The sequence below is a fragment of the Marivita sp. NO-S04 genome (assembly GCF_059070475.1).
The window spans coordinates 2,790,908-2,812,915 of record NZ_CM180980.1 but is presented as its reverse complement, the minus strand read 5'-3'; the positions used below and the strand labels follow the sequence as shown (position 1 = coordinate 2,812,915).

Sequence of the window (22,008 nt, the reverse complement as noted above, 5' to 3'; positions counted from 1 at the left end):
ATGAAAATCATCAATTACGGCATCATCGGATGTGGCATGATGGGGCAGGAACACCTGCGCAATATCGCCCTGCTGGACGGCGCACGGGTGGCGGCGATCTTTGAGCCGGACGAGATCATGGCGGCTGCCGCCAAGGCGATTGCGCCCAATGCTAAACTTGAGGCGTCGGTCGAAGACCTGCTCGGGCGCGATGATCTGGACTGTCTGCTGGTCGCGAGCCCAAACCACCGTCACATTGATGCGCTGGAGCGGATCGCGGAACTGAACCCGCTGCCGCTGTTGATGGAAAAGCCGCTTTACACCGATCCCGCCGACATCGCGCGGGTCGAGGCGATTGCGGCCAGCTATCCCGCACCGATCTGGGTGGCGATGGAATACCGCTATATGCCGCCGGTCCAGACCTTTGCCGAGGAAGTGCAGCGCGCCACGGGTGGGGTCAAGATGCTCACCATCCGCGAGCATCGTTTTCCCTTTCTACACAAGGTGGGCGACTGGAACCGCTTCAATCGCAATACCGGGGGCACTCTGGTCGAGAAGTGCTGCCACTTCTTTGACTTGATGCGCTTGATCCTTGGCTCCGATCCGGTCCGCGTGACGGCAAGTGCCGGGCAAGAGGTGAACCACTTGGACGAGACTTATGATGGCGAGGTGCCGGACATCTGGGACAGCGCCTATGTGATTGTCGATTTCGCCAATGGCGCGCGGGCGATGCTGGAATTGTGCATGTATGCCGAAGGCTCGCGCTATCAGGAAGAGATCAGCGCGGTTGGCCCGAACGGCAAGATCGAGGCCTTTGTTCCCGGTCCAGGGCGGTTCTGGCCGACGCATCTGGGCGCGCCGCCGGTGGCGCAGGTGATCATCTCTCCGCGTCATCCCAAGGGGCCGCAGGCGGTCGATATTCCGGTCGATCCGACGATCCTTGATGCGGGAGATCACAATGGATCGACCTTCTATCAGCACGCCCGCTTCCTTGATCTGGTGCGAAACGGGGGTGCGCCGGAGGTGTCAATAGCGGACGGCGCTTGGGCTGTCAGGATGGGCATCGCTGCGCAGAATTCCGCCCAATCTCATAGCGTTATCGACAGGATCTGACCGCATACCAAGCGGGTTTTTCGCGCAACACTCTATAGGAAAGGGGAAAAAAACGAAATTTCGCCATAATCTCTGCTTTGATCAGAATGTTTTTTAATCTATCAAAAGATAGAGCAAAAATAAGCCGAACCCGAAAACGGGCGGCGTTGAGGTAGAGCGGTGTGGTTATGAATGCGATTAATTTCGTGGTCCGTACGAGTGCGGGCGCGATCGAACTCGGTGTGGTTGGTGCAAGCGATCTGGGATACCTGATCGACGCTTCCGGTGGCCGCGAAATCTCCCTCAATCTGCATCGATCTGATTTGCGCAGCTATGATCGCGCGGAAAACGATCTGCATATCCTGCTTGCGGATGGCCGGGTGATTGTCTTGGAAGACTATTTCGCGTCAGGCGGAAGTCGTCTTTTCCTCAGCACCGATGGCGTTTTGAGCGAAGTGGCCTTTGCCGAGGGCGACGGTGGGGCGCTGTTCGCGCAATATGCCGATGTCGCGGCCTGGGGCAAATGGAGCCCGGATGACAGCCTGATCTTCTTTGACCGTGCCGAAGTGGTCGCAGCGGATTACGTTGCCGCCGAAGACGAAGGTGGCGTTTCGATGTTGGCAGCAGGCCTGTTGGCTGGCAGCGGCATGCTGCCGTGGCTGGCAGGCGGCGCGGCGGTTGCTACAGGTGCCGCTGTGATCGGCGGCAGCGGTGAAGGCGGCGGAGACGGTGGCGGACTTGTCGGCAACAATGGCGAAAGCGGCGGCCCCCGCGCTCCGACCGTGAATGACGGCGAGTACGTAATCGGCGGCGATGGCCTGACCGAAGAAGACCGCACAGTTCTGGTGAGCGGCACCGCAAACGAAGGTGACACGGTTGTCGTCTCCATCGGCGATAATACAGAAACCACGACCACTGGGTCCGACGGGACATGGGAAGTGGTCTTCGAAGGACCGAACTTCCCGCCTGATGGCGAATACGAGGTGGATGTAAAGGTCACGGGCACAGACGGCGAAACCGATCTGGACGGCCCTACGGTGATCATCGACACCACACCCCCGCCGGTGGCGATCACCAGCGGCACCACTGCGACGGGTGACATCATCACCGACAGTGAATTCGACGGTGGCGCAACCATCACCGGCACAACAGAAATCGGCGCTTCGGTTGTTCTGATCGCAGGTGGCGTGAGCCATGTCGCTGAGGTGGACGCACAGGGCAACTGGAGCGTGACGCTCACCAGTTCGACCTTTGAGCGTGGCGAATATGTTGAGTCCATTCGCGTCATCGCAACCGACAGCTTCAACAACTCGACCACGATAAACGATGGCGTCGAGATCGACACCGTGTCCGGCGTGACCATCAACACGACCACGATCGAAACCGATGGCATCATCAATGCCGAAGAGCGGACCGATGGGGTGCAGATCACGGGCACCACAGATGTAGGTTCGTCCGTATTGGTGGAAATGAACGGCTACACGCGGACCGCTTTTGTGGATTCAGAAGGCAACTGGTCGGTGACCTTTAGTGCTATCGAGATCCCGGTTGGCGAACGCAACATGACCATCAATGCCACTGCGACTGACGAAGTGGGCAACGAGAGCAACGTCTCGGGTGAGGTGCGTCTGGATACATGGGTCCGCAACTTTGACATCACCAGCCAAGCGGGTGGTACGGATGGCATCGTGAACGCCGAAGAAGCGATGCAGGGCATGATCGTGACCGGCACGACCGAGCCGGGAGCCAGCGTTCTGGTGGCTTTGGATGGTGTATCGCGGACTGCTAGCGTCGATTCTAACGGCAATTGGACAGTAAGCTTCTCAGCCAACGAAATGCCGAGCGGCGAACAGACTGTGACACTGACCGCCAGCTCAACCGACTTGGCGGGCAACACGGCGGTCGAGACACGCGACGTGATCTTCGACACTGACGCCGGCCTTCTGACGATCAGCCCGGCACCGGTGGAAACCGACGACATCGTGAACAAAGATGAAGCCGCGGACGGTGTAGTGCTCACAGGCACATCCACACCGTTTGCGATGGTTGATGTGACTCTCGATGGTGTCAAAAAGACCGTGCAGACCGACAGCTCCGGCATTTGGCGCGCGAATTATGCAGCTGGCGAAGTCCGTCCTGGCGAATACGAGGCCAAGATTACCGCATATACAGTGGATGCGGCGGGCAACGAGCTGGAGCGGATTGACAGCGTGATGGTCGACACCTTTGTGCGCAACTTTGCGGTCAGCACGAACCCGGTGACGGCCGACAACATCGTCAACAATGCCGAACAAGGCCAAGGCGTCACGCTGAGTGGCACAACAGAGCCGGGCGCGTCCGTGACCGTAGTGGTCGAAGGCGTCAGCCGTGCGGCCACCGTGGATGCAGCAGGCAACTGGACTGCGCGGTTCTCGGGTTTTGATCTGCCGGATGGCACCTATCAGACAACGGCGCAGATCAGCACCGAAGATCGGGCGGGCAACACTGCGACGACCTCCAAGACCTTCCAAGTGGACACTGAAGTGGTGCCGCTAACCTCGACAAGCCAGCCCGGCGGCAGTGACGGTGTGGTGAGCGAGGCCGAGGCGGCGCAGGGCTTTACCCTGACCGGTCAGGTCGAACAGGGTTCGGCCGTCGAAGTAACAATTGGTGGTCAGCGCATGACCGCACAGGTCAGTGGCAGCACATGGTCCGTGGCGGTTCCTGCAAGCGTGATCCCGACCGCAGATGGTGACAACGTGTCGATCCAGATCGCGGCAACCGACCGCGCAGGCAACACCAAGTCGATCACCGAAACGATGGTGGTGGACAACGTGGCGCCCGACGCGCCCGACATGACGGCGATCTTGTGGGATCAGTCGCAGGCCCCGCGTGGCATTATCCTTGAAACCTCTGATCATGACGTGTCCATCGTGCGGGTTGGCGCAGGCGGTACGCAGACAGTTGGGTTCAACGAACAGGATTTGAACGGTGGCAACGAAACCAACTACGCGTTCAACAATGTTGTGCCGGACGGATCGCACCTTGTGGTCACCGCAACCGACAGCGCGGGCAACAGCACTGGCACCTACGTGGTGCTTGGTGACCCGGATGTCAGCCGCAGCAACGTGAGCCTTGCAAGCAATATCGGCGGGCGCGAGATCTACGATCGACCTTGAGTTCACTGAAGAGGCGACACTGACCATCACCGAGGCGCAGATTGATGCCATGACAGGCGAGGACCACACCGTTCGCGTGTTGGGCAACTCGGACGAAACGGTGCGCATCACCGGAGCGACCCGCACAGGCGCGCGGTTCGAGGATGGAAAGAACTTCGACGTCTACGAACTGGGCGATGCCACGGTTCTGATCGACGACGACATCAACAAAGTCACAATCTGAGCAAGAGGATAGACTGTTCGGGCCATTCAGCGATGGCCCGGGCCCCGAAACAAAAAAAGCCAAAGGCGGGGGCTCGATCGACATGAGGCAGAATACAAGGGTCATGGCAGGGGCGGTGCTTGCCGTAACGGCTCTTTCGGGATGTATGAAGGATATGGGCGAGGGGACCGTATCACGGTTCTTGTCCGCACAGCCGGACGCGCGCGCAGACATCTCAGGTGAGACCAAGACCGCCGCTCCGAAAGCGGAAGCGGTGCAGGATGTATCCCCCGTTATTGCAGAGCTTGCGGCGCGGCAAAGCGTTCTGACGCCTGGCAGCCCCTATGCCGAAGTGGCAGCAGGCGTCTTGGCCGCAGATGCCCGTGTGGCCGAAGCGGAATTGCAGGTTGCGCAACTGCGCGCCGAAGCGGCCTCCAAGAACTGGTGGCCGACGATTTCCCCGCGCGTCTCGTTGACTTCGTTGGGTGATCTTGTCGCCGATCTGGTCATCAATCAGGTGTTGTTCGACAATGGCCGCAAGAAGGCCGAGCGCGATCTGGCGAAAGCGGATGTCGAACTGGCGGCCGTCGCCCTGTCGGAAAGCAGCAATGATCGCGTGTATGACGGTCTGGTTCTCTTTCTTCAGGCCGAAGAGGGCCGTGCGGCAGCCGACCTTTATGGCCAGGCGCTCAAGGACATGAGCCATTTTGAATGGGTGATGAACGAACGCGTCAAAGGCGGCGTGTCGGATTTTTCGGATCTCAACGTGTTGAAACAGAAACTGGCGGATCTGCGTGCCCGCGATGCGGCGGCCCGCGAAAAAACGACCCGCGCGGTGGCAGAGCTGAACGCAATGTCTGCGGTGTCGCTTGCCGGTCAGCGCGGCTTGCGTGGCATGGGCAGTACGCCGTCGGATCAGTCGCTGGACGTGCTGCGTGCCAAAGTCGAACGCGACCGGCAATTGGCACAAGCCAAGATCGCCCGTGCCGCGCATCTGCCGGGCCTGTCGGCAGGCGGCAGTCTGCGCAATGGCGGCGAAGGTCTGTCTTTGAGCGCCAGCACTGAACAGATGTTGGGCATCGGCACGGGCGCATCGCTGCAAGCGATTGAGGCCACCAAGATCACAGCAGATCGTAAGGTGACCGAGGCCGAAGATATCTCGCGCCGGGCCATCGAAGCCGACCAGCGCACCATCGCCGCGCTGAAACGGCAGGCCGCCGAGGCCGAAGGCCTGACGTCACAAGCCAAGACCAATCTCGACCTGTTCCAGCGCCAATACGATGCGGGCACGCGTCAGGTGATGGATGTGGTCAGCGTCTACGAGACCTTTCTGCGGGCGCTGGAAAAACAACTCGACCTTAAGTTTCAGGCCGCACGTGCCGAACTGGACGCCGCCAAGCGGCTGGGCGTTCTTGCCGATGGAGCAAAGATTTGAGCGGCGTTAGTAACATCACCTTGTTGTCGGGGCGCGCCAAGAACGCTGTTCTGCGCATGGTCCCGCAAGGGATCAAACCGGCCAACGAACCCAAACGTGCGCCGCGCTATTCCGACCGTGTTCGCGCCCGAACCGAACTGATCCGCACCTATGCGGGCCGTCTGGGCCTGACCACGGTGGCGTCCGACATCACCGAGGCCATCAGCCTGCATCAGGACAAGCATGGGCTTGTGGGCGAAGCAGCGCTGATCGCTGGCGCCAAAGCGGCTGGCATGTTGGCCCAAGGGCTGCATGTGCCACGCCCGACGCCCGACCATTGGCCGGCGATTGCGCTTATGACCAACGGTCAGGCGGTCCTCGTGCTGTCTCAGGACCGCATGACACTTTCGATTTGGGATCCGTCCGCGAAGGACAAGACTGAACGCGTCGACGTGGCCGAATTCGCACCCTTCTACAGCGGTGTTCTGGTGCGTGGCGAGGCGCCTGTGCAGACGCTTGTCGACACCCACACGGATGACGGGCGCAAGAGCCATTGGTTCTGGGGCAGTTTCAGCAACTACACCCGTCAGTTCGGCGAAGTTGCCGTCGGTTCTTTTGTCGCCAACATTCTCGCGCTGTCGGTCGCGCTGTTTTCGTTGCAGGTCTATGACCGTGTGATCCCCCACCAATCTTCGGCCACCCTTTGGGTGCTGGCCATCGGTGCCGCAATGGCGCTGATGCTTGAGGCGTTTCTCAAGGTCGCGCGGTCTACACTTCTGGATGGCGCAGGACGGCAGATCGAAACCGGTGTGCAGCAGACGCTTTTGAACCGGCTTTTGGGCATGCGATCGGATGCGGCGGGGCGGTCGCCCTCGCAGCTTTTTGCATCAATGCGAGAGTTTTCCTCGGTGCGTGAATTCTTCACTGCAAGCACCGTGGGCGCGCTGGCGGACATCCCGTTCATCGTGCTGTTCCTGCTGATGGTCTGGTCCATCGCGGGCAGCGTCGTTTGGGTGCTGGTCGCCGGTGCCGTGCTGATGGTGATCCCGGGCTTCTTCCTGCAAAAGAAGATGATCCGCATCACCCGCGAAATGCAGGGCGCGTCGACCAAGCAATCGCGTTTGCTGAACGAGACCGTGACCGAACTTGACACGATCAAGACCCAGCGCGCCGAAGACCGCTTTGCCCGCCAGTGGGAAGAGCTGACCTCGGTGCAGGCGCTGAAATCCTCCGAACAACGCCGTCTTGCCGCCGCTCTGACGTTCTGGAGTCAGGGCGTCCAGCAGGCCACCTATGTGGGTGCCGTGATCGCGGGCACCTATCTGGTCTTTGCCGGCGAGTTCACCGTCGGATCGATCATCGCCGTGGGCATCCTGACCTCGCGCACGCTGGCTCCACTGACGCAATTGTCGGGCATCATGGCGCGTTGGGGCAACGTCAAAGCGGCGCTCGATGCGCTGGACGGGATTGCAGGGCTGCCGCAGGACCGGGCCGAGAACCGCAAGTACCTGCGTCGCGAAAAGCTGGAAGGGCGGTTCGAACTGCGCGAAGTCACCTTCCGCTATGACGACGAAAGCCCGTCGGTTCTGGATATCCCGAGCCTGGTGATTCAACCGGGTCAAACCCTGGCAATCCTTGGAACAAACGGGTCTGGTAAGTCCACCCTGCTCAAGATGCTGTCGGGTCTTTACGCGCCCACCTCGGGGTCGATCTTGATTGATGGCACCGATATGAACCAGATCGACATGCGCGATGTTCGCCGGTCGCTGGGGTATCTGGGGCAGGACGTTCGGCTGTTCCACGGCAATCTGCGAGACAACCTGAACCTCAATATGATGGAGCGCGATGACGACCGCCTGTTCGAGGCGCTGGATTTCGCCGGGCTGGGCCAGTTCGTCAAAGGTCATCCGCAGGGCCTCGACCTGCCCATTCGCGATGGTGGCGAAGGCCTGTCCGTTGGACAACGTCAATCCATCGGCTGGGCGCGGCTGTGGCTGCAGGACCCCGATGTGTGCCTGCGGGACGAGCCGACGGCGGCGCTCGACCAGACGCTGGAAAAGACGCTCATCTCGCGGCTCGAGACATGGCTTGCCGACCGCACTGCAATTGTCGCCACCCACCGCGTGCCGATCCTTGCCCTTGCCGACCGCACAAGTGTGCTGGCCTCGGGACGACTGGTGGTCGATGGCCCACGCGATCAGGTGCTCGATCACCTGCGCACGGCACAGGGGGCGTAAGCGATGGCTGTCAGCACAACCGATCTGAACGCCCAGCTTGGCCGCCGCCTGCGGGGACCGTCGATGGTGATCTGGCTGTCGGGCGCGGCGGTGTGGCTGTTCATCGTCTGGGCCGCTTATGCATGGATTGACGAGATCGTGCGTGCCGATGGTGAGTTTATCTCGACCTCGCGGCCGCAGATCATCCAGAACCTCGAAGGCGGTATTCTGGCCGAACTGCTGGTCAAAGAAGGCGACGAGGTGATGCGCGGCGACGTGCTTGCCCGCTTGTACGGGACGCAGTTCCGGTCCTCCGTCGATGACCTTGAAGACCAGATCACCGCGCTGGACATCCGCCGTTTGCGGATCGAGGCCGAAATGGCCGGTCTGGTGCAATTCGAAATCCCGTGGGAACTGCGGGAACGCAGCCCCGAAATGGCCGCCTCAGAACAGGCGCTTCTGGCAGCGCGGCAGCTGGATTTCAACTCGCGCTATGACGGCGCGCGCCGCGTGCTGGAACAGGCAACGCAGGAAAAGACCTTGATGGAGAACCTTCTGGACAAGAAGGTGGTTGCCTTGATCGAAGTGACCCGTGCCCGCAAGGCGCATGCGGATGCGCAGATCAAGATGGACGAGATCATCACGCACACCGAATTGACCCGCGCACAGGAATATTCCGAGACGCTCAAGGAACTGGCGACATTGCGTCAGAATTTGCGGTCCTCGCAGGACCAGTTGAACCGCACGGTGCTGGTGAGCCCGATGCATGGGGTCGTCAACAAGCTGGGTGTGACAACGATTGGTGGCGTCGTGCGTCCGGGCGAGGAAATCCTGCAGATCATCCCGCTGGGTGAAGAGCTCTATGTCGAGGCCAAAGTCGCGCCTGAGAACATCGCGGGCATTCGGCCCGGGCAGGAAGCGACGATCAAGCTTTCGGCCTATGACTTCACTATCTTCGGCTCGCTTAAGGGTCGGGTCGACGTGATCTCGGCCGACACGTTCAAAGACGAACGCCGGCCAGAAGCCCCTGCGCATTACAAGGTGACGGTGCGGGTCGACAAGACATCATTGTCTGACCGGCAGCGGCAATTGGAAATCCGCCCCGGCATGCAGGCGACGGTCGAGTTGCACACCGGCGAGAAGACGGTGCTGCAATACCTCTTGAAACCACTTTACAAAACCCGCGAGGCGCTGCGCGAACCCTGAGGACATGCCGGACTGCGCCCGCCATGGCAGGTTGTCTCGCCTGCGGCTCGGGCGTGTGGGGCTGTGACGCTCAAGACGGCGTCGGGATTTTGGCCCTTGGTGTGTTTGCATATTTGAAAAAAGAAGAAGACGGGGGTGGTCCACCCCACCCAAGGCACCGTGTTCGAGCGAGGCTCTTGGTCGACCTCGGGTTGTGGCTTCTCCTTTTACGGTCATCGGCATGCCTGCCTGTACCGTAAGGCCATCAATATCCGGTCAAGGTTAATTGAGAGTGAAGGCGCATGCGCCATGCTCTGCTTCTTCTTTTTCCAAATATGCAAAAGCACGGGTGAAAAATGCCAAACCGGTTGTGGTCAGTCCGCGGTGTCCATCCAGATCGTGACCGGTCCGTCATTCAGCAGCCGTACTTTCATATCTGCGCCGAAGCGCCCTTCGGCGACAGGGATGCCTTGCGCTGCCACCTGAGAGGCGAAGTACTCATAGAGGCGATTTCCGTCCTCGGGCGACGCAGCGGTGGAAAAACCGGGGCGGTTGCCGCGGGAGGTGTCGGCGGCGAGGGTGAACTGGCTCACCACCAACGCGCTGCCCTCGATGTCGCGTAGCGAGCGATTCATGCGTCCTTCGTCGTCTTTGAAGATGCGCAGCTTGGCAATCTTCGCTGCCAGTTTGTCGGCTTGCGCCTCGGTGTCGCCCTGCATGGCGCAGATCAGGATCAGCAGGCCTTCGTTGATCTCGCCCAGCACCTCACCGTCAACGGTGACGGAGGCTTCGGAGACCCTTTGGATCAGCGCGCGCATTCAGGCGGCCAGCCCCTTGGTGCCGATGTCGAGGAACTTGCGACGCCGGTCTGTCACCAGCTTCTTGGGTGAGAGATCGGACAGGTCGTTCAGCATACCGCGCAGTGCTTTGCCCACCGATTGGATTGTCTGCTCGCGGCCGCGATGTGCGCCGCCCAAAGGTTCGGAAATCACTTGGTCAGCCACGCCAAGGTTCAGCAAGTCTTGCGCAGTCAGGCGCAGGGCCTCGGCGGCTTCGCGCATTTTTTCAGCGTCTTTCCAGAGGATCGAGGCGCAGCCTTCGGGTGAGATCACCGAGTAGACCGAGTGTTCGAGCATTGCCACGCGGTTGGCCGTGGCAAACGCCACCGCCCCACCGGACCCGCCTTCGCCGATGACAACAGAGATCACCGGCACACCGATTTGCAGACATTTTTCGGTCGAGCGGGCAATTGCTTCGGACTGGCCGCGTTCCTCGGCGCCTTTCCCGGGATAGGCGCCGGGGGTGTCGACGAGGGTCAGTACCGGGATGCGAAAACGGTCTGCGAGATCCATCAGGCGCACGGCCTTTCGATATCCTTCGGGGCGAGCCATTCCGAAATTTCGCTTGAGGCGGCTTTCGGTGTCATGGCCCTTTTCATGACCGATGATGACCACCGGCTGATCGTCGAACCGCGCAAGGCCACCCATGACCGCATCGTCGTCGGCAAAGTTTCGATCGCCGGCGAGCGGTGTGTATTCGGAAAAGAGCGCGTCGATGTAATCTTTGCAATGCGGGCGTTCGGGGTGTCGGGCGATTTGGCATTTCCGCCACGGAGTGAGTTTCTTGTAGAGGTCCTTGAGCAGCGCTTGCGCCTTGGCATCAAGTGCGCGGGCCTCGTCTTCGATGTCCATCTCGTCATTTTTGCGGGCCATTGCACGCAGTTCTTCGGCTTTGCCTTCGATTTCGGCCAGCGGTTTTTCAAAATCGAGATAGTTGGTCATGGTCAGTTGTTGCCCTGTTGCCTGCGGCTGGCGGTTTATATGACCGTCCGGGCGGGGATTTGCAATCGGAACCCGGTCAGGTCCACAGAACCGGAACGAGAGACGCCACAAGCAATGCCGCCATCGCCCAGTTGAAGATCCGCAACCGTGTCGGACGGTTGAGCAGGCGGCGCAACTGCTGGCCGATGACAGTCCATGTTGTCGTTGATATGCAGCCCATCGCGACATAGGTGCCCGCGACCCAGAGCACGGCGGCGATATCGCGTCCGGTGGCGTAGAGGGTGATCGCGCCAAGGGCCATCGACCAGGCTTTGGGGTTGACCCACTGGAAGGCGGCTGCCTGCACGAAGGACAGGGGTTTGCTTCCCGTTTTGGGCGCGCCATCGGGCGGGGCGGCATTTGCGATGCGCCATGCGAGATAGAGCATGTAGAGCACCGACAGCACTTTGAGGATGGTGTAGGAGAGCGGCCACAGGTCGAAGACCTGCATCACGCCAAGGCCCACGGGCACGATCATCATCGGAAAGCCGAGGCCCACGCCCAGCATATGCGGGATCGAGCGGCGGAAGCCGAAATTCGCCCCGGATGTCATCAACATGAGGTTGTTTGGGCCCGGTGTGATGACTGTGACAAGAGCGAAGCCTGCGAGGGCGAGGAAGAGATCGGGTGTCATCCCGGCAATATGTGACGAATGGGCTGCGCAGAGATTGCTTTTTTATGCCGCCGTGGTGTAATTTTCGCAACTAATGAGTGATAGTGACCAAATAGATCGTCAGATATTGCGTGTGCTATCCCGTGATGGCCGTATCAGCAATCTGGCCCTTGCCGAACAGGTTGGACTTTCGCCGTCGGCCTGTCTGCGACGGGTCAGTGCGTTGGAGAGGTCCGGCGTCATCGCGGGTTATCGGGCGGTGCTCAGCCCCGAGAAAACCGGGATCGGGTTCGTGGCCTATGTCACTGTAGGATTGAGCCAGCACACCAAAGCGGCACAAGAGGCGTTCGAGCGCGCCATTTCGCGCAGCCCCGAGGTGCGAGAGTGTCACAATATCACCGGGTCGGTCGAGTATCTCTTGCGTGTCGAGGCGGCGGATCTGGCAGCGTACAAGCATTTCCACACGGAAGTGCTGGGGGTCTTGCCTCAGGTCAATGCGATCACATCCTACGTGGTGATGGGGTCTCCCAAGGATGAGCGGGCCTGAACAGCCATGCACCATTTGCATGTCGCGGCTGTGTCTTTGGCTCTGGTGTCAAAGCTCTTCGGTCATAGGTTGAAGGGTAAGGGAGGGACACACAGATCGGAGAGTCCCATGTCACGCCACGTATTCAACCACACCAGCCAGCCCAACCGGATCGCCGCCGAAGATGCGCTGCGCCTTCTGACCGAAGCTTGGGCGTATTACACGCCGCTTCCCAGCTTGGTGACCGAGCAGTCCAGCCAGGCCTCGCCGGTGTTCGAGGAGTATTACGCGGCCTGAGCAAAGCTTTGCCTATGGATGGAAGACAGGATTGCCTTGCGGCGTGCTTCGTCGCAAGGCTGGCGCATGAAACACTTGCGTCTTGTCTCATCTGCGTTGTGCGTTGCGGTTCTCGTCGCCGCCTGTTCGACCACCCCGTCCGAGCCGGCGGTGGAAACCGTTTCGACCCGGAACTTGTACCCGAATGAAACACCGGAGTTGCGGACGCTGATCGTTGCAGCGGCGCAGGAGAACGATGTCCCGGTCTCCTTGGTGCAGAGGGTCGTGATCCGGGAAAGCACCCACCGGCCCGACGCGCGCAATGGGCCGTATTTCGGGCTGATGCAAATCCTGCCCGCGACAGCGCGGTCGATGGGGTTTCGCGGCGCGCCATCTGACCTTTTGGATGCACAGACCAACCTGAGATACGCGGTGCGCTATTTGCGCGGGGCATGGCTTGTATCCGGTGGCGACGAGGCCGAGGCGGTTGGGTGGTATGCGCGCGGATATTATTTCGAGGCCAAGCGCCTTGGGCTACTGGATGAAACCGGTGTGCATGGGCGCAAGGATTGGCCTGACTGAGAGGATCAGAGTCTTCGTACGAAGACTCTGATCTTGAGAATTTTCGTACGAAAATTCTTACGGCGCGGTGATCATTTCTGACTGACGGACGATCACCTCGGCCTGTTTGATTGACGCGATGTCGACAAGGCGGCCTTTGTAGACGGTCGCGCCTTCGCCTTTGGCTTTGGCCTCTTCCATCGCAGCAAGGATCTCGCGGGCTTCGGTCACGGCTTCCTCGGTCGGGGTGAACACCTCGTTCGCCAGCGCCACCTGTTTCGGGTGGATCGCCCATTTCCCCACCATGCCAAGTGTGGCCGAGCGCAGTGCCTGCGCGCAGAAACCTTCATCATCGGAGAAATCGCCAAACGGGCCATCGACCGGCAGTACACCATGGGTGCGGCAGGCGGCGACGATGGCGGTTTGCGCCCAATGCCACGGATCGGACCAGTATTTCGCGCCTTCGTGCAGCATGTAGTAATTGGCCTGCGTGCCGCCAATGCCAGTTGTCTGCATACCCATGGAGGCTGCGAAATCGGCAGCGCCAAGGCTCATTGCTTCGAGGCGGGGCGAAGCGGCCGCGATGGCTTCGACATGTGCGATCCCTGCGGCGGATTCGATGATGACCTCGAAGGCAAGGCGCTTGCTTCGACCCTTGGCGGCTTCGACGGCGCTGACCAGCGCGTCAACAGCGTAAAGGTCTTCGGCGCAGCCCACTTTGGGGATCATGATCTGGTCAAGCCGTTCGGGGGCACGTTCGAGCAGATCGACGACATCGCGATACCAGAACGGCGTGTCGAGGCTGTTGATCCGCACGCTGAGGGTCTTGTTGCCCCAGTCGATATCACCGATCGCCTGAATGATGTTCTCGCGGGCGCTGTCCTTGTCGGTGGGGGCGACGCTGTCTTCGAGATCGAGATTGATCACATCCGCATCCGAGTTGGCCATCTTTTCAAAGATTGCCGGTCGCGAGCCGGGGCCAAAGAGTTGGCAGCGGTTCGGGCGGGCAGGCGGAGTGGGCTGGATGCGGAACGACATTGTGGCCTCTTGGTAAGGATATTTCGTTTAGTGTCGCCGTTGGGTTATGAAATTGCGCAAGTTTCTGCAAGTGCATTTTGCACCTGCGGAATCGTCGCTGCTCTGCAGCGAGTTTTCTGGGCGCAAGATTCTCCCGGAATTTGGACCAAAATCGAAGAAATTTTGTGCATTTGACGGGGAATGCAAAGGTGGAGGCAATGCAATTCATGTCATGGCCTGCCATTCTTCTACCAAACACGCTGCTTTACAGGGGACTTCAATGATCAAAACACCGTATCTTTTGTTTTTGGGCGACGCACCGGATGGGCTGGCCGCCAAGGTGGCGCAAGGGATCAAGGATTGGCGTCCCGAAAATTGCGTGGGGCAGTTCCGGATGGAAGGGTGCAAGGCGGATCTTGGCCTGACCGATATGACCCTTGGCGAGGCCAAGGATGCCGGGGCCAAAACGCTTGTGGTGGGTGTGGCAAACCGGGGGGGCAAGATCAGCCAGGCTTGGAAGAAGGTGCTTGTCATGGCGCTGGAGGAAGGGTTCGATCTGGCGTCCGGGCTGCATAACTTGCTGCGGGATGAACCCGATCTTGTGGCGGTGGCCGAGGCGACGGGGCGCGCGCTGCACGATGTGCGGGTGCCCGAGGTCGAGTATCCCATCGCGGACGGGGTAAAGCGGTCGGGCAAGCGGGTGCTGGGTGTCGGCACTGATTGTTCGGTGGGCAAGATGTATACCGGGCTGGCGCTGGATAAATCCATGCGCGCGATGGGGATGAAAAGCACCTTCCGTGCCACTGGCCAGACGGGCATCCTGATCACCGGCGACGGCGTGCCTTTGGATGCGGTTGTGGCGGATTTCATGGCCGGGTCCATCGAATGGCTGACGCCTGACAACGACTCCGACCACTGGGATGTGATCGAAGGGCAGGGCAGCTTGTTCCACGTGTCGTTCTCGGGGGTCACTTTGGCGCTGATCCATGGAGGTCAGCCGGATGCGTTGATCCTGTGCCACGAGCCGACGCGCACCCATATGCGCGGACTTCCGGGTTATGATCTGCCTTCATTGGAAGCGTTGCGCGATATGGCGTTGCCGTTGGCGCGGATTGCCAATCCTGCATGCGTCGTGGCCGGGATTTCGATCAACACCCAGCACATGGGGGAGGCAGAAGCTGTGGCGTATCTTGAGGCTTTGGAGGATCGGATGGGTCTTCCTGCAGTCGATCCCTACCGGCATGGGGCAGATCGGTTGGCCGAGGCATTGGCCGCCTTGTAATGATCTTTGGCGCGGCGCCTGTGTTGGCGTCGCGGTTGCATATTTGAAAAAAGAAGAAGCAGGGGGCGGGCCCATGATCGAGGTGACGCGCGATGTGTTTCGGTTGGCGCAGGTCTTTACGATCTCGCGCGGCAGCCGGACCGAGGCGAAAGTTTTGACGGTGCGGGTGACGCGGGACGGTGTAACCGGCTGGGGCGAATGTGTGCCCTATGCGCGTTATGCCGAGACCCTAGAGAGTGTGGAGGCACAGATCAGATCGTTGCCTGACGGGATTGACCGCGCAGCGTTGCAGGAGGCCTTGCCTGCTGGTGCCGCGCGGAATGCCATGGATTGCGCGCTTTGGGATCTGGAGGCGAAACAGGCCGGGTGCCGGGTGTGGGAGCTTGCCGGATTGACCGCCCCGCGGCCGGAAGTGACCGCGTATACGCTGTCGCTGGATACGCCCGAGGTGATGCAGGCGCAGGCGGCGAAGAACGCGCATCGGCCCTTGCTCAAGATTAAGCTGGGCACGCCGGATGACATGCCGCGTCTCGAGGCGGTACGCGCTGGTGCGCCCGAGGCGCGGATCATCGTCGATGCCAATGAAGGCTGGTCGGCAGAGGTCTACGCGGATCTCGCGCCGCATCTTTTGCGGCTGGGCGTGGCGCTGGTCGAGCAGCCTTTGCCTGCGGGTGAGGATGATGCGCTGTTAGGGGTGGACCGCCCTGTTCCGCTTTGTGCCGATGAGAGCTGCCACGACCGGGCGTCGTTGCCCAAGCTCAAGGGCAAGTATGACATGGCAAATATCAAACTCGACAAAACCGGCGGGCTGACCGAGGCGCTGGCGCTGCGCGATGCGGCAAGAGCCGAGGGGTACGATGTGATGGTGGGCTGCATGGTCGGATCGTCGCTGGCAATGGCGCCGGCGGTTCTGGTGGCGCAGGGGGCTGCGATCACCGATCTGGACGGGCCGCTTTTGCTGGCCGAGGATCGTGCGCATGGGCTGCGTTTCGACGAGGCAGGGGTGCATCCGTCCGACCCGTCGCTTTGGGGGTGAGGCCTAGTCGGTGCGCCTGTCAATGCAGGCGGTATTGCCATCCAGTCGCACATCGTAGCCATCCACTGCGGCAGGGTATTCGACCTGGACACACAGCGAAAACGCGGAGGCCGATGTTCTGTCATAGGTGATGTCGCTGGCAAAGCCGGTGAGCCGCGCAGGATTTCTGGCGCAGGTCATCGGGTCGAATGTGGCTGGCAATGCGGCGCGGTCGATGGCTGTGCATTGGGCCACGTCGTTGGCGAGCGTGCGAAGGTCAGATATCCGCCACTGGTCGCGCTGTTCGATCTGGCCCTGCGCTGGGCCGCCGACCTGCCAAAACGTCAGTACGAGCGACAAGATCGCCAAGCCGATCAGAATCCAGCCCGCCGGGACCGGGATCGCCATGTTCGGGATTTTGCGGGTTTCGCCGAAATAGGCGAGCACCACCGCCGCAATCAGCGCCACGGTCGCGGATTTGATCAGAAAGCGCAGGGTGATCTGGCCGTCGAGCCAGCTGTAGATCAGGTAGAGCGCGTCACCCAAGAGCGTGATCGTTGCCACAAGCATTGCCAGCGCAGACAGCCAGCGGCGCACTGTGCCGTGCTTGCGTGCGGGATCAGCGGTGGAGGCCTGTCGGTCTTTGCGATCAAGCGCCCAGAACACCGGCACAAAGACGATGAGTGCCGCCATTGACCACCGCAGACCGGACAGCCGCCCGTAGGCCGCAGTTTCGTCCGGTTCGGGCAGCCAGATGTTGATCTGTGCAAAAAGGAGGGTGAGCGTGCTGCCGACCACCATACCGAACACCACAAAGAGCAGGCTGTAGAACAACGCGTCACGCGCTGCGGTAGATCGCATCGGGCGTGGCACGGCACCGGCTCCGTCTTGGTGGATCCAGCCTGCAAGGGCAGCGCCTATCTCGGTGTCTGTCCAGTTGGCGGCGCGCAGGCTTTTGGCGATGTCTTCTTGCGACTGACCCGATTGCAAGGCGTCGCGGATATAGTGGGAAAGCTCTGATGGTATTTGCATTCTCGGCCTTTGAATGTGCTGCAACGTCTATGGGACGGCGGCAGTGCTGCGCGGTCAATGATTTTGTTTTGCCACACGTTGCGGAGGCAAAGACGATTTTGGTCACACACCAGCCCCAGCGTTTTCGGCTGCTTTTTCAGGCTGCACTGATATGCTTGTCGCGACTGATACCATCCAAGGGGTCAAAGCTGTGATTGATCAAGATAACGACATCCGGTGGCTGAGTTGGACAGGTATGGAAACTCATATGATCTTTAATCTCGGCATGGATTTGCCCGGTTTTGCGTCTTTTCCGTTGCTGGAAACCGAACAGGGGCGTGCGCTCCTGCGAAAGCTCTACCGCGACCAAATCGCCGTTGCGCAGGAAACGGGCTGTGGTGCCTGTCTTGAGAGTGTGACCTGGATGGCCAATGCGGATCGAGCGGCGGCTTTGGGATATGATGCGGGGGACTTGAAGCGGATCAATCGGGAGGCAATCGGATTTCTCAAAGAACTTGAGGCCGAGATTCCGGTGTGTATTTCGGCGCAAATCGGCCCGCGTGGTGATGGCTATGAGGCAGGGGCAATGACCTCCGACGCCGCGCAGGCGTATCACGCCCCCCAGATCGCGGTCTTGGCGGAGGCTGGCTGTGACATGATTTCGGCCTTTACCATCGGAACGGTGGACGAAGCGATTGGCATGGTGCGTGCGGCTGCGGTCTTGGGTGTCCCAATTTCCATAGCGTTGACGGTCGAGACGGATGGGCGATTGCCGGATGGTACAATCCTGAGCGATGCCATCTCGCGCATCGACGCTGCAACCTCTGACGGTGTGAGCGGCTATCTGGTGAACTGCGCGCATCCTGACCATCTCGTGCTTGAGGAGGCTGGGGCGCGGCTGAATGGGTTGGTCGTCAATGCCTCGCGGCTTAGTCATGCTGAATTGGACGAGGCAGAGGAACTGGATGATGGCAACCCGGATGAGTTGGGTCGACAGATGGGTGACTTGGCCAAAAAATACCCTCAGATGCGCGTTTTTGGCGGGTGTTGCGGCACAGATATGCGCCATCTGCGCGCGATTGGGCGCGGGGTGCATGGATGACAGCTTGACGACCCGCGTCTCTCGCGCCATCCCACACTTAGCAAAAGGAGATCGCCCATGACCCGCACCGTATTTGTGAACGGAGACTATCTGCCCGAGTATGAAGCGAAAGTTTCGATTTTTGATCGGGCGTTCCTGATGGCGGACGGGGTTTATGAGGTGACATCCGTTCTGGGTGGAAAGCTGATTGATTTCGCAGGCCATGCAAAGCGGTTGGAGCGGTCGTTGAACGAGCTCGACATCAAGAAACCGGCGGTGTTCGACGATCTGCTGGAGATCCACCGCGAATTGGTGCGGGTGAACGGGATCGAGGATGGGTTGGTCTATTTGCAGATCACGCGCGGCGCCCCGGGGGACCGGGATTTCGTGTTCCCTGATCCGGAAACGACAGAGCCGACCGTGGTGCTGTTCACCCAGAATAAGCCCGGTCTGGCGGATAGCCCGGCGGCCAAGACGGGGATGAAGATCATTTCCATCGAAGACGTGCGCTGGGGGCGTCGGGACATCAAGACGGTGCAATTGCTCTACCCGTCGATGGGCAAGATGATGGCCAAAAAGGCTGGCGCCGATGATGCGTGGATGGTGCAGGATGGTGCGGTGACCGAGGGCACGAGCAACAATGCCTATATCATCAAGGGCAACACGATCGTCACCCGTGCCTTGTCGAATGACATTTTGCATGGGATCACTCGCGCTGCCGTGCTGCGGTTCGCCAAAGAAGCGCAGATGCAGGTGGAAGAACGCAATTTCACCATCGACGAGGCGAAAGAGGCGGATGAAGCCTTCATCACCTCGGCCTCGGCCTTTGTTATGCCAGTGATCGAGATCGACGGTGTTTCGCTTGGCGATGGCACGCCGGGCGCACGGACGGCGCGTCTGCGCGAAATCTACCTTGATGAGAGCCGCAAGGCCGCGATCTGATACATGGGCACGCAGCCCGCGCGAGACAGCTATGATGTGGTGATCGTCGGTGGGGCGATCATGGGGTCGGCGGCTGCGTGGTTCCTGACAGATCTGGGCTTTGATGGTCGCATTCTGGTCGTGGACCGGGATATGAGTTTCGCGAAGACTGCGACGGCGACCTCGACATCGTGTATCCGGCAGCAGTTCTCGACCGAGCTGAATGTGCGGATCAGCCAGTTCGGGGCAGACTTCATCACTGACCTGCGCGGCTTCATGGGGGGCGATCCGCGTGTGCCGCAATTGGGTATCCGCAATTTCGGCTATCTCTATCTGGCGGACACGAATGCGTTTGCCGATGATCTGCGCGGGCGGGCTGTGGTGCAGCAGGGGGCCGGGGCGGCAACACGTTTGCTGTCACGTGACCAGATCGCGCGGCTGTATCCGTTCTACGCGTTGGACGACATCGTTCTGGGGTCGATCAACACGCGGGGCGAGGGGTATTTTGACAGCATGGCCGTCTTTGAGTGGCTGCGCAGACAGGCACAGGAACGCGGTGTCGAATACCTTGAGGCTGAGGTGGTCGGGATGGATGTCTCAGGCGCGCACGTGCAGTCGGTCACATTGGGTGATGGGGCGCAGGTTGCCTGCGGGCAGGTGATCAACGCCGCCGGTCCGCGTGCCGGGCATGTGGCGGGGCTGGCGGGGATCGACCTGCCGGTCGAGCCGCGCAAGCGCTATTCGTGGGTGTTCAAGGCCGAACAGCCGCTGGATCGGGATTTGCCTCTGACGATTGATCCCTCAGGCCTGCACGTGCGTGAAAACGGCGGCGGGACGTATCAGGCGGGGGGACATTTCGGCGATGATCCTGCGGTGGGCTTTGATGATTTCGCAATGGATCACGGGTTATGGGAGGCCGAGGTCTGGCCACTTTTGGCCGCGCGTATTCCGCAGTTCGAGACGATTAAGCTGACCCATAGCTGGGTTGGTCATTATGAGATGAACACCTTTGACCACAACGCAGTGTTGGGGGCGCATCCCGAAGTTTCTAACTTTCTGTTCATCAATGGCTTTTCCGGTCATGGATTGCAGCAGGCACCAGCGATGGGGCGGGGGCTGGCGGAATGGCTGTGCTTTGGCAGCTACCAGACACTTGACCTGAGCGAGTTCCATTTCGACCGTTTGCTGAGTGGTGTGCCGCAGGTCGAAAAAGCTGTAATCTAAACCGGTTCCGCCTCGAGCCAGACGCCGCCTTCGGGGCGCAAGGTGATGATCATCACCGGATCAGGATCGACGCCCTTAACCGATTTGAAACGGAATCGCCCTAGCAATGTCGCAAGGATGATCACCGCCTCCTGCACCGCAAAGCTGGCACCGATGCAGATGCGGGGACCATCCCCAAAGGGCAAATAGGCGTATCGGTCGGGCTTTGTGCCATTGGCCCAACGGTCGGGGGCAAAACGGTCGGGTTCGTCCCAAAGCAGGTGTGAACGGTGCAGTGCGTAGATCGGGATGATCACGGTGTCGCCGGGGTTGATCGGCGTGTCGCAAAGCGTGTCTTGGGCAAGCGCGGTGCGTGACACGATGGCGGCTGGCGGATAAAGGCGCAGCGCCTCGTCGATGATCTGCCGGATATAGGGCAGGTTGGGCACGTCATCGGCGGTGGCTGCGCGACCTTGCAGAACGGATTGCGCCTCATCGCGGGCCTGAGCCTGTACCAAAGGGTCAAAGGCACAAAGGTACAGAGACCATGCCAGTGTCAAAGCGGTGGTCTCGTGCCCGGCCACGATGAAGGTCAGCAGGTTGTCGCGAATTTCTTCCGTTGTCATGCGACGGCCGGATTTTGGATCTTCGCCATCAAGCAGCAGATCAAGCAGGTCTGGCACGCCCTGTGACCGCTCTGCCTGACGCGCGTTGATCACCCGGTCGGCGGCGTCTTTCATGTCGCCCATGCCATTGGCTGCTAGGTTGCGACCGGGGCGCGGAATCCAATCGGGCAGGCCAAGCACATCAAAGAGCGACACCTTGCCCGCGTCCGAAATGTAGATATCGATCGCCCGGTGCACGGCGGCGCGGTCAAACCCGCTTTCGCCCGAAAAGGTTACGTCGGAAATCACGTCAAAGGTCGCGGTGACCATTTCGTCCAGCATGTTCACCGCGCGGTTGCCGACCTTCGCGATGCGCTCTGCCGACCGTTCTGCAGCGCGTGTCATAACCGGGGCCAAGGCGGCGACGTTGCGGTGGGAAAATGCTGGTGCGGCCGTACGGCGCTGCCAGCGCCAGTGCTTGCCCTCAGCGATAAACAGCGACTCGCCAATCGCGGGGCGCAACAGGTTCTTGGTAACATTGGATTTCGGATAGTTGTCGACATTTTCCAAAAGCACACGCCGGATTGCCAATGGATCGGTCAACATATGCCACGGCGTTCCGGTCTGGCCCGACACGATCGGCATTCGGGTCGACACCTCGGGGATGATGTTGAGCAAATTCTGGCGAGAGGCCTGCCAACTTTGCAGTAGATTGAGCGGTTCGCGCACAAGGTCCGCGCGCACTGGCAGGCGTTCGGTGGGAACGGTGTTCTGGAGCTTTGACATGGTTTGCATCTCACCAAGAAGTTAGGCCGCTAAACGCGGGCTGCC

Annotated in this window: 20 protein-coding genes; 14 read left to right on the top strand and 6 right to left on the bottom strand. The window is 60.4% G+C overall.

Features of this window, described 5'->3' with window-relative positions; translation table 11 throughout:
• The 6 genes from ACK3EW_RS14410 (at position 1) to ACK3EW_RS14385 (ending at position 9,267) form a co-directional block, all read left to right on the top strand.
• Positions 1–1,092, top strand: coding sequence for a Gfo/Idh/MocA family protein (locus tag ACK3EW_RS14410; RefSeq protein ID WP_493806742.1), 1,092 nt, complete (start codon positions 1–3; stop codon positions 1,090–1,092).
• 185 nt (positions 1,093–1,277) lie between these two features.
• Entirely contained in the window at positions 1,278–4,229 is a 2,952-nt protein-coding gene (locus ACK3EW_RS14405) for an Ig-like domain-containing protein (protein ID WP_493806741.1), read from the top strand.
• Entirely contained in the window at positions 4,186–4,452 is a 267-nt protein-coding gene (locus tag ACK3EW_RS14400; protein ID WP_493806740.1) for a hypothetical protein, read from the top strand. Before ACK3EW_RS14405 ends, ACK3EW_RS14400 begins: the two co-directional genes overlap by 44 nt.
• A gap of 82 nt (positions 4,453–4,534) precedes the next feature.
• On the top strand, positions 4,535–5,866 hold the full coding sequence (locus ACK3EW_RS14395; protein ID WP_493806739.1) for a TolC family protein: 1,332 nt from the start codon (positions 4,535–4,537) through the stop codon (positions 5,864–5,866).
• Positions 5,867–5,922: 56 nt separating this feature from the next.
• Complete coding sequence (locus ACK3EW_RS14390) at positions 5,923–8,082, top strand: type I secretion system permease/ATPase (RefSeq protein WP_493809736.1); 2,160 nt, start codon at positions 5,923–5,925, stop codon at positions 8,080–8,082.
• 3 nt (positions 8,083–8,085) lie between these two features.
• On the top strand, positions 8,086–9,267 hold the full coding sequence (locus ACK3EW_RS14385; protein WP_493806738.1) for a beta-barrel domain-containing protein: 1,182 nt from the start codon (positions 8,086–8,088) through the stop codon (positions 9,265–9,267).
• A 353-nt stretch (positions 9,268–9,620) separates the two neighbouring features.
• Here the strand turns inward: ACK3EW_RS14385 and dtd are convergent, their stop codons facing one another.
• The 3 genes from dtd to ACK3EW_RS14370 form a co-directional block, all read right to left on the bottom strand.
• Positions 9,621–10,064 carry a D-aminoacyl-tRNA deacylase gene (dtd, locus tag ACK3EW_RS14380; RefSeq protein ID WP_493806737.1) on the bottom strand — a complete coding sequence of 148 codons (444 nt, stop codon included), beginning with the start codon at positions 10,062–10,064 and terminating at the stop codon, positions 9,621–9,623.
• Positions 10,065–11,027 (bottom strand): acetyl-CoA carboxylase carboxyltransferase subunit alpha, encoded by a 963-nt coding sequence (locus ACK3EW_RS14375; protein ID WP_085628816.1) that lies wholly within the window; start codon positions 11,025–11,027, stop codon positions 10,065–10,067.
• A 76-nt stretch (positions 11,028–11,103) separates the two neighbouring features.
• The gene (locus ACK3EW_RS14370) at positions 11,104–11,700 is read right to left on the bottom strand and encodes a LysE family translocator (RefSeq protein WP_439121064.1); all 597 of its coding nucleotides are present in this window, start codon (positions 11,698–11,700) and stop codon (positions 11,104–11,106) included.
• Between the two features lie 73 nt (positions 11,701–11,773).
• Here ACK3EW_RS14370 and ACK3EW_RS14365 point away from each other — a divergent pair, with 73 nt between their 5' ends.
• The 3 genes from ACK3EW_RS14365 (at position 11,774) to ACK3EW_RS14355 (ending at position 13,063) form a co-directional block, all read left to right on the top strand.
• Positions 11,774–12,226 (top strand): Lrp/AsnC family transcriptional regulator, encoded by a 453-nt coding sequence (locus ACK3EW_RS14365; protein WP_439121065.1) that lies wholly within the window; start codon positions 11,774–11,776, stop codon positions 12,224–12,226.
• A gap of 108 nt (positions 12,227–12,334) precedes the next feature.
• A complete protein-coding gene (locus tag ACK3EW_RS14360; protein WP_493806736.1) occupies positions 12,335–12,502 on the top strand; it encodes a hypothetical protein in 168 nt (55 codons plus the stop codon).
• A gap of 66 nt (positions 12,503–12,568) precedes the next feature.
• Complete coding sequence (locus tag ACK3EW_RS14355; RefSeq protein WP_493806735.1) at positions 12,569–13,063, top strand: transglycosylase SLT domain-containing protein; 495 nt, start codon at positions 12,569–12,571, stop codon at positions 13,061–13,063.
• A gap of 57 nt (positions 13,064–13,120) precedes the next feature.
• On the opposite strand, the gene ACK3EW_RS14350 is transcribed toward ACK3EW_RS14355, so the two are convergent.
• The gene (locus ACK3EW_RS14350) at positions 13,121–14,080 is read right to left on the bottom strand and encodes an L-malyl-CoA/beta-methylmalyl-CoA lyase (protein ID WP_493806734.1); all 960 of its coding nucleotides are present in this window, start codon (positions 14,078–14,080) and stop codon (positions 13,121–13,123) included.
• 259 nt (positions 14,081–14,339) lie between these two features.
• On the opposite strand from ACK3EW_RS14350, the gene dgcN reads away from it, so the two are divergent.
• Together dgcN and dgcA are read left to right on the top strand one after the other, a co-directional pair.
• Entirely contained in the window at positions 14,340–15,341 is a 1,002-nt protein-coding gene (gene dgcN, locus ACK3EW_RS14345) for an N-acetyltransferase DgcN (protein WP_493806733.1), read from the top strand.
• A gap of 73 nt (positions 15,342–15,414) precedes the next feature.
• Positions 15,415–16,377 (top strand): N-acetyl-D-Glu racemase DgcA, encoded by a 963-nt coding sequence (dgcA, locus tag ACK3EW_RS14340; protein ID WP_493806732.1) that lies wholly within the window; start codon positions 15,415–15,417, stop codon positions 16,375–16,377.
• A 3-nt stretch (positions 16,378–16,380) separates the two neighbouring features.
• On the opposite strand, the gene ACK3EW_RS14335 is transcribed toward dgcA, so the two are convergent.
• The gene (locus ACK3EW_RS14335; protein ID WP_493806731.1) at positions 16,381–17,388 is read right to left on the bottom strand and encodes a DUF5671 domain-containing protein; all 1,008 of its coding nucleotides are present in this window, start codon (positions 17,386–17,388) and stop codon (positions 16,381–16,383) included.
• Between the two features lie 190 nt (positions 17,389–17,578).
• On the opposite strand from ACK3EW_RS14335, the gene ACK3EW_RS14330 reads away from it, so the two are divergent.
• From ACK3EW_RS14330 to ACK3EW_RS14320, 3 genes are read left to right on the top strand one after another with little or no spacing between them, the layout of a single operon-like run.
• Positions 17,579–18,469, top strand: coding sequence for a homocysteine S-methyltransferase family protein (locus ACK3EW_RS14330; protein ID WP_493806730.1), 891 nt, complete (start codon positions 17,579–17,581; stop codon positions 18,467–18,469).
• 57 nt (positions 18,470–18,526) lie between these two features.
• On the top strand, positions 18,527–19,390 hold the full coding sequence (locus tag ACK3EW_RS14325; protein WP_439121073.1) for a D-amino-acid transaminase: 864 nt from the start codon (positions 18,527–18,529) through the stop codon (positions 19,388–19,390).
• 3 nt (positions 19,391–19,393) lie between these two features.
• Positions 19,394–20,593, top strand: coding sequence for an NAD(P)/FAD-dependent oxidoreductase (locus ACK3EW_RS14320; protein WP_493806729.1), 1,200 nt, complete (start codon positions 19,394–19,396; stop codon positions 20,591–20,593).
• Here the strand turns inward: ACK3EW_RS14320 and ACK3EW_RS14315 are convergent.
• On the bottom strand, positions 20,590–21,972 hold the full coding sequence (locus tag ACK3EW_RS14315) for a cytochrome P450 (protein WP_493806728.1): 1,383 nt from the start codon (positions 21,970–21,972) through the stop codon (positions 20,590–20,592). The genes ACK3EW_RS14320 and ACK3EW_RS14315 overlap by 4 nt on opposite strands.
• Positions 21,973–22,008: the final 36 nt, after the last annotated feature.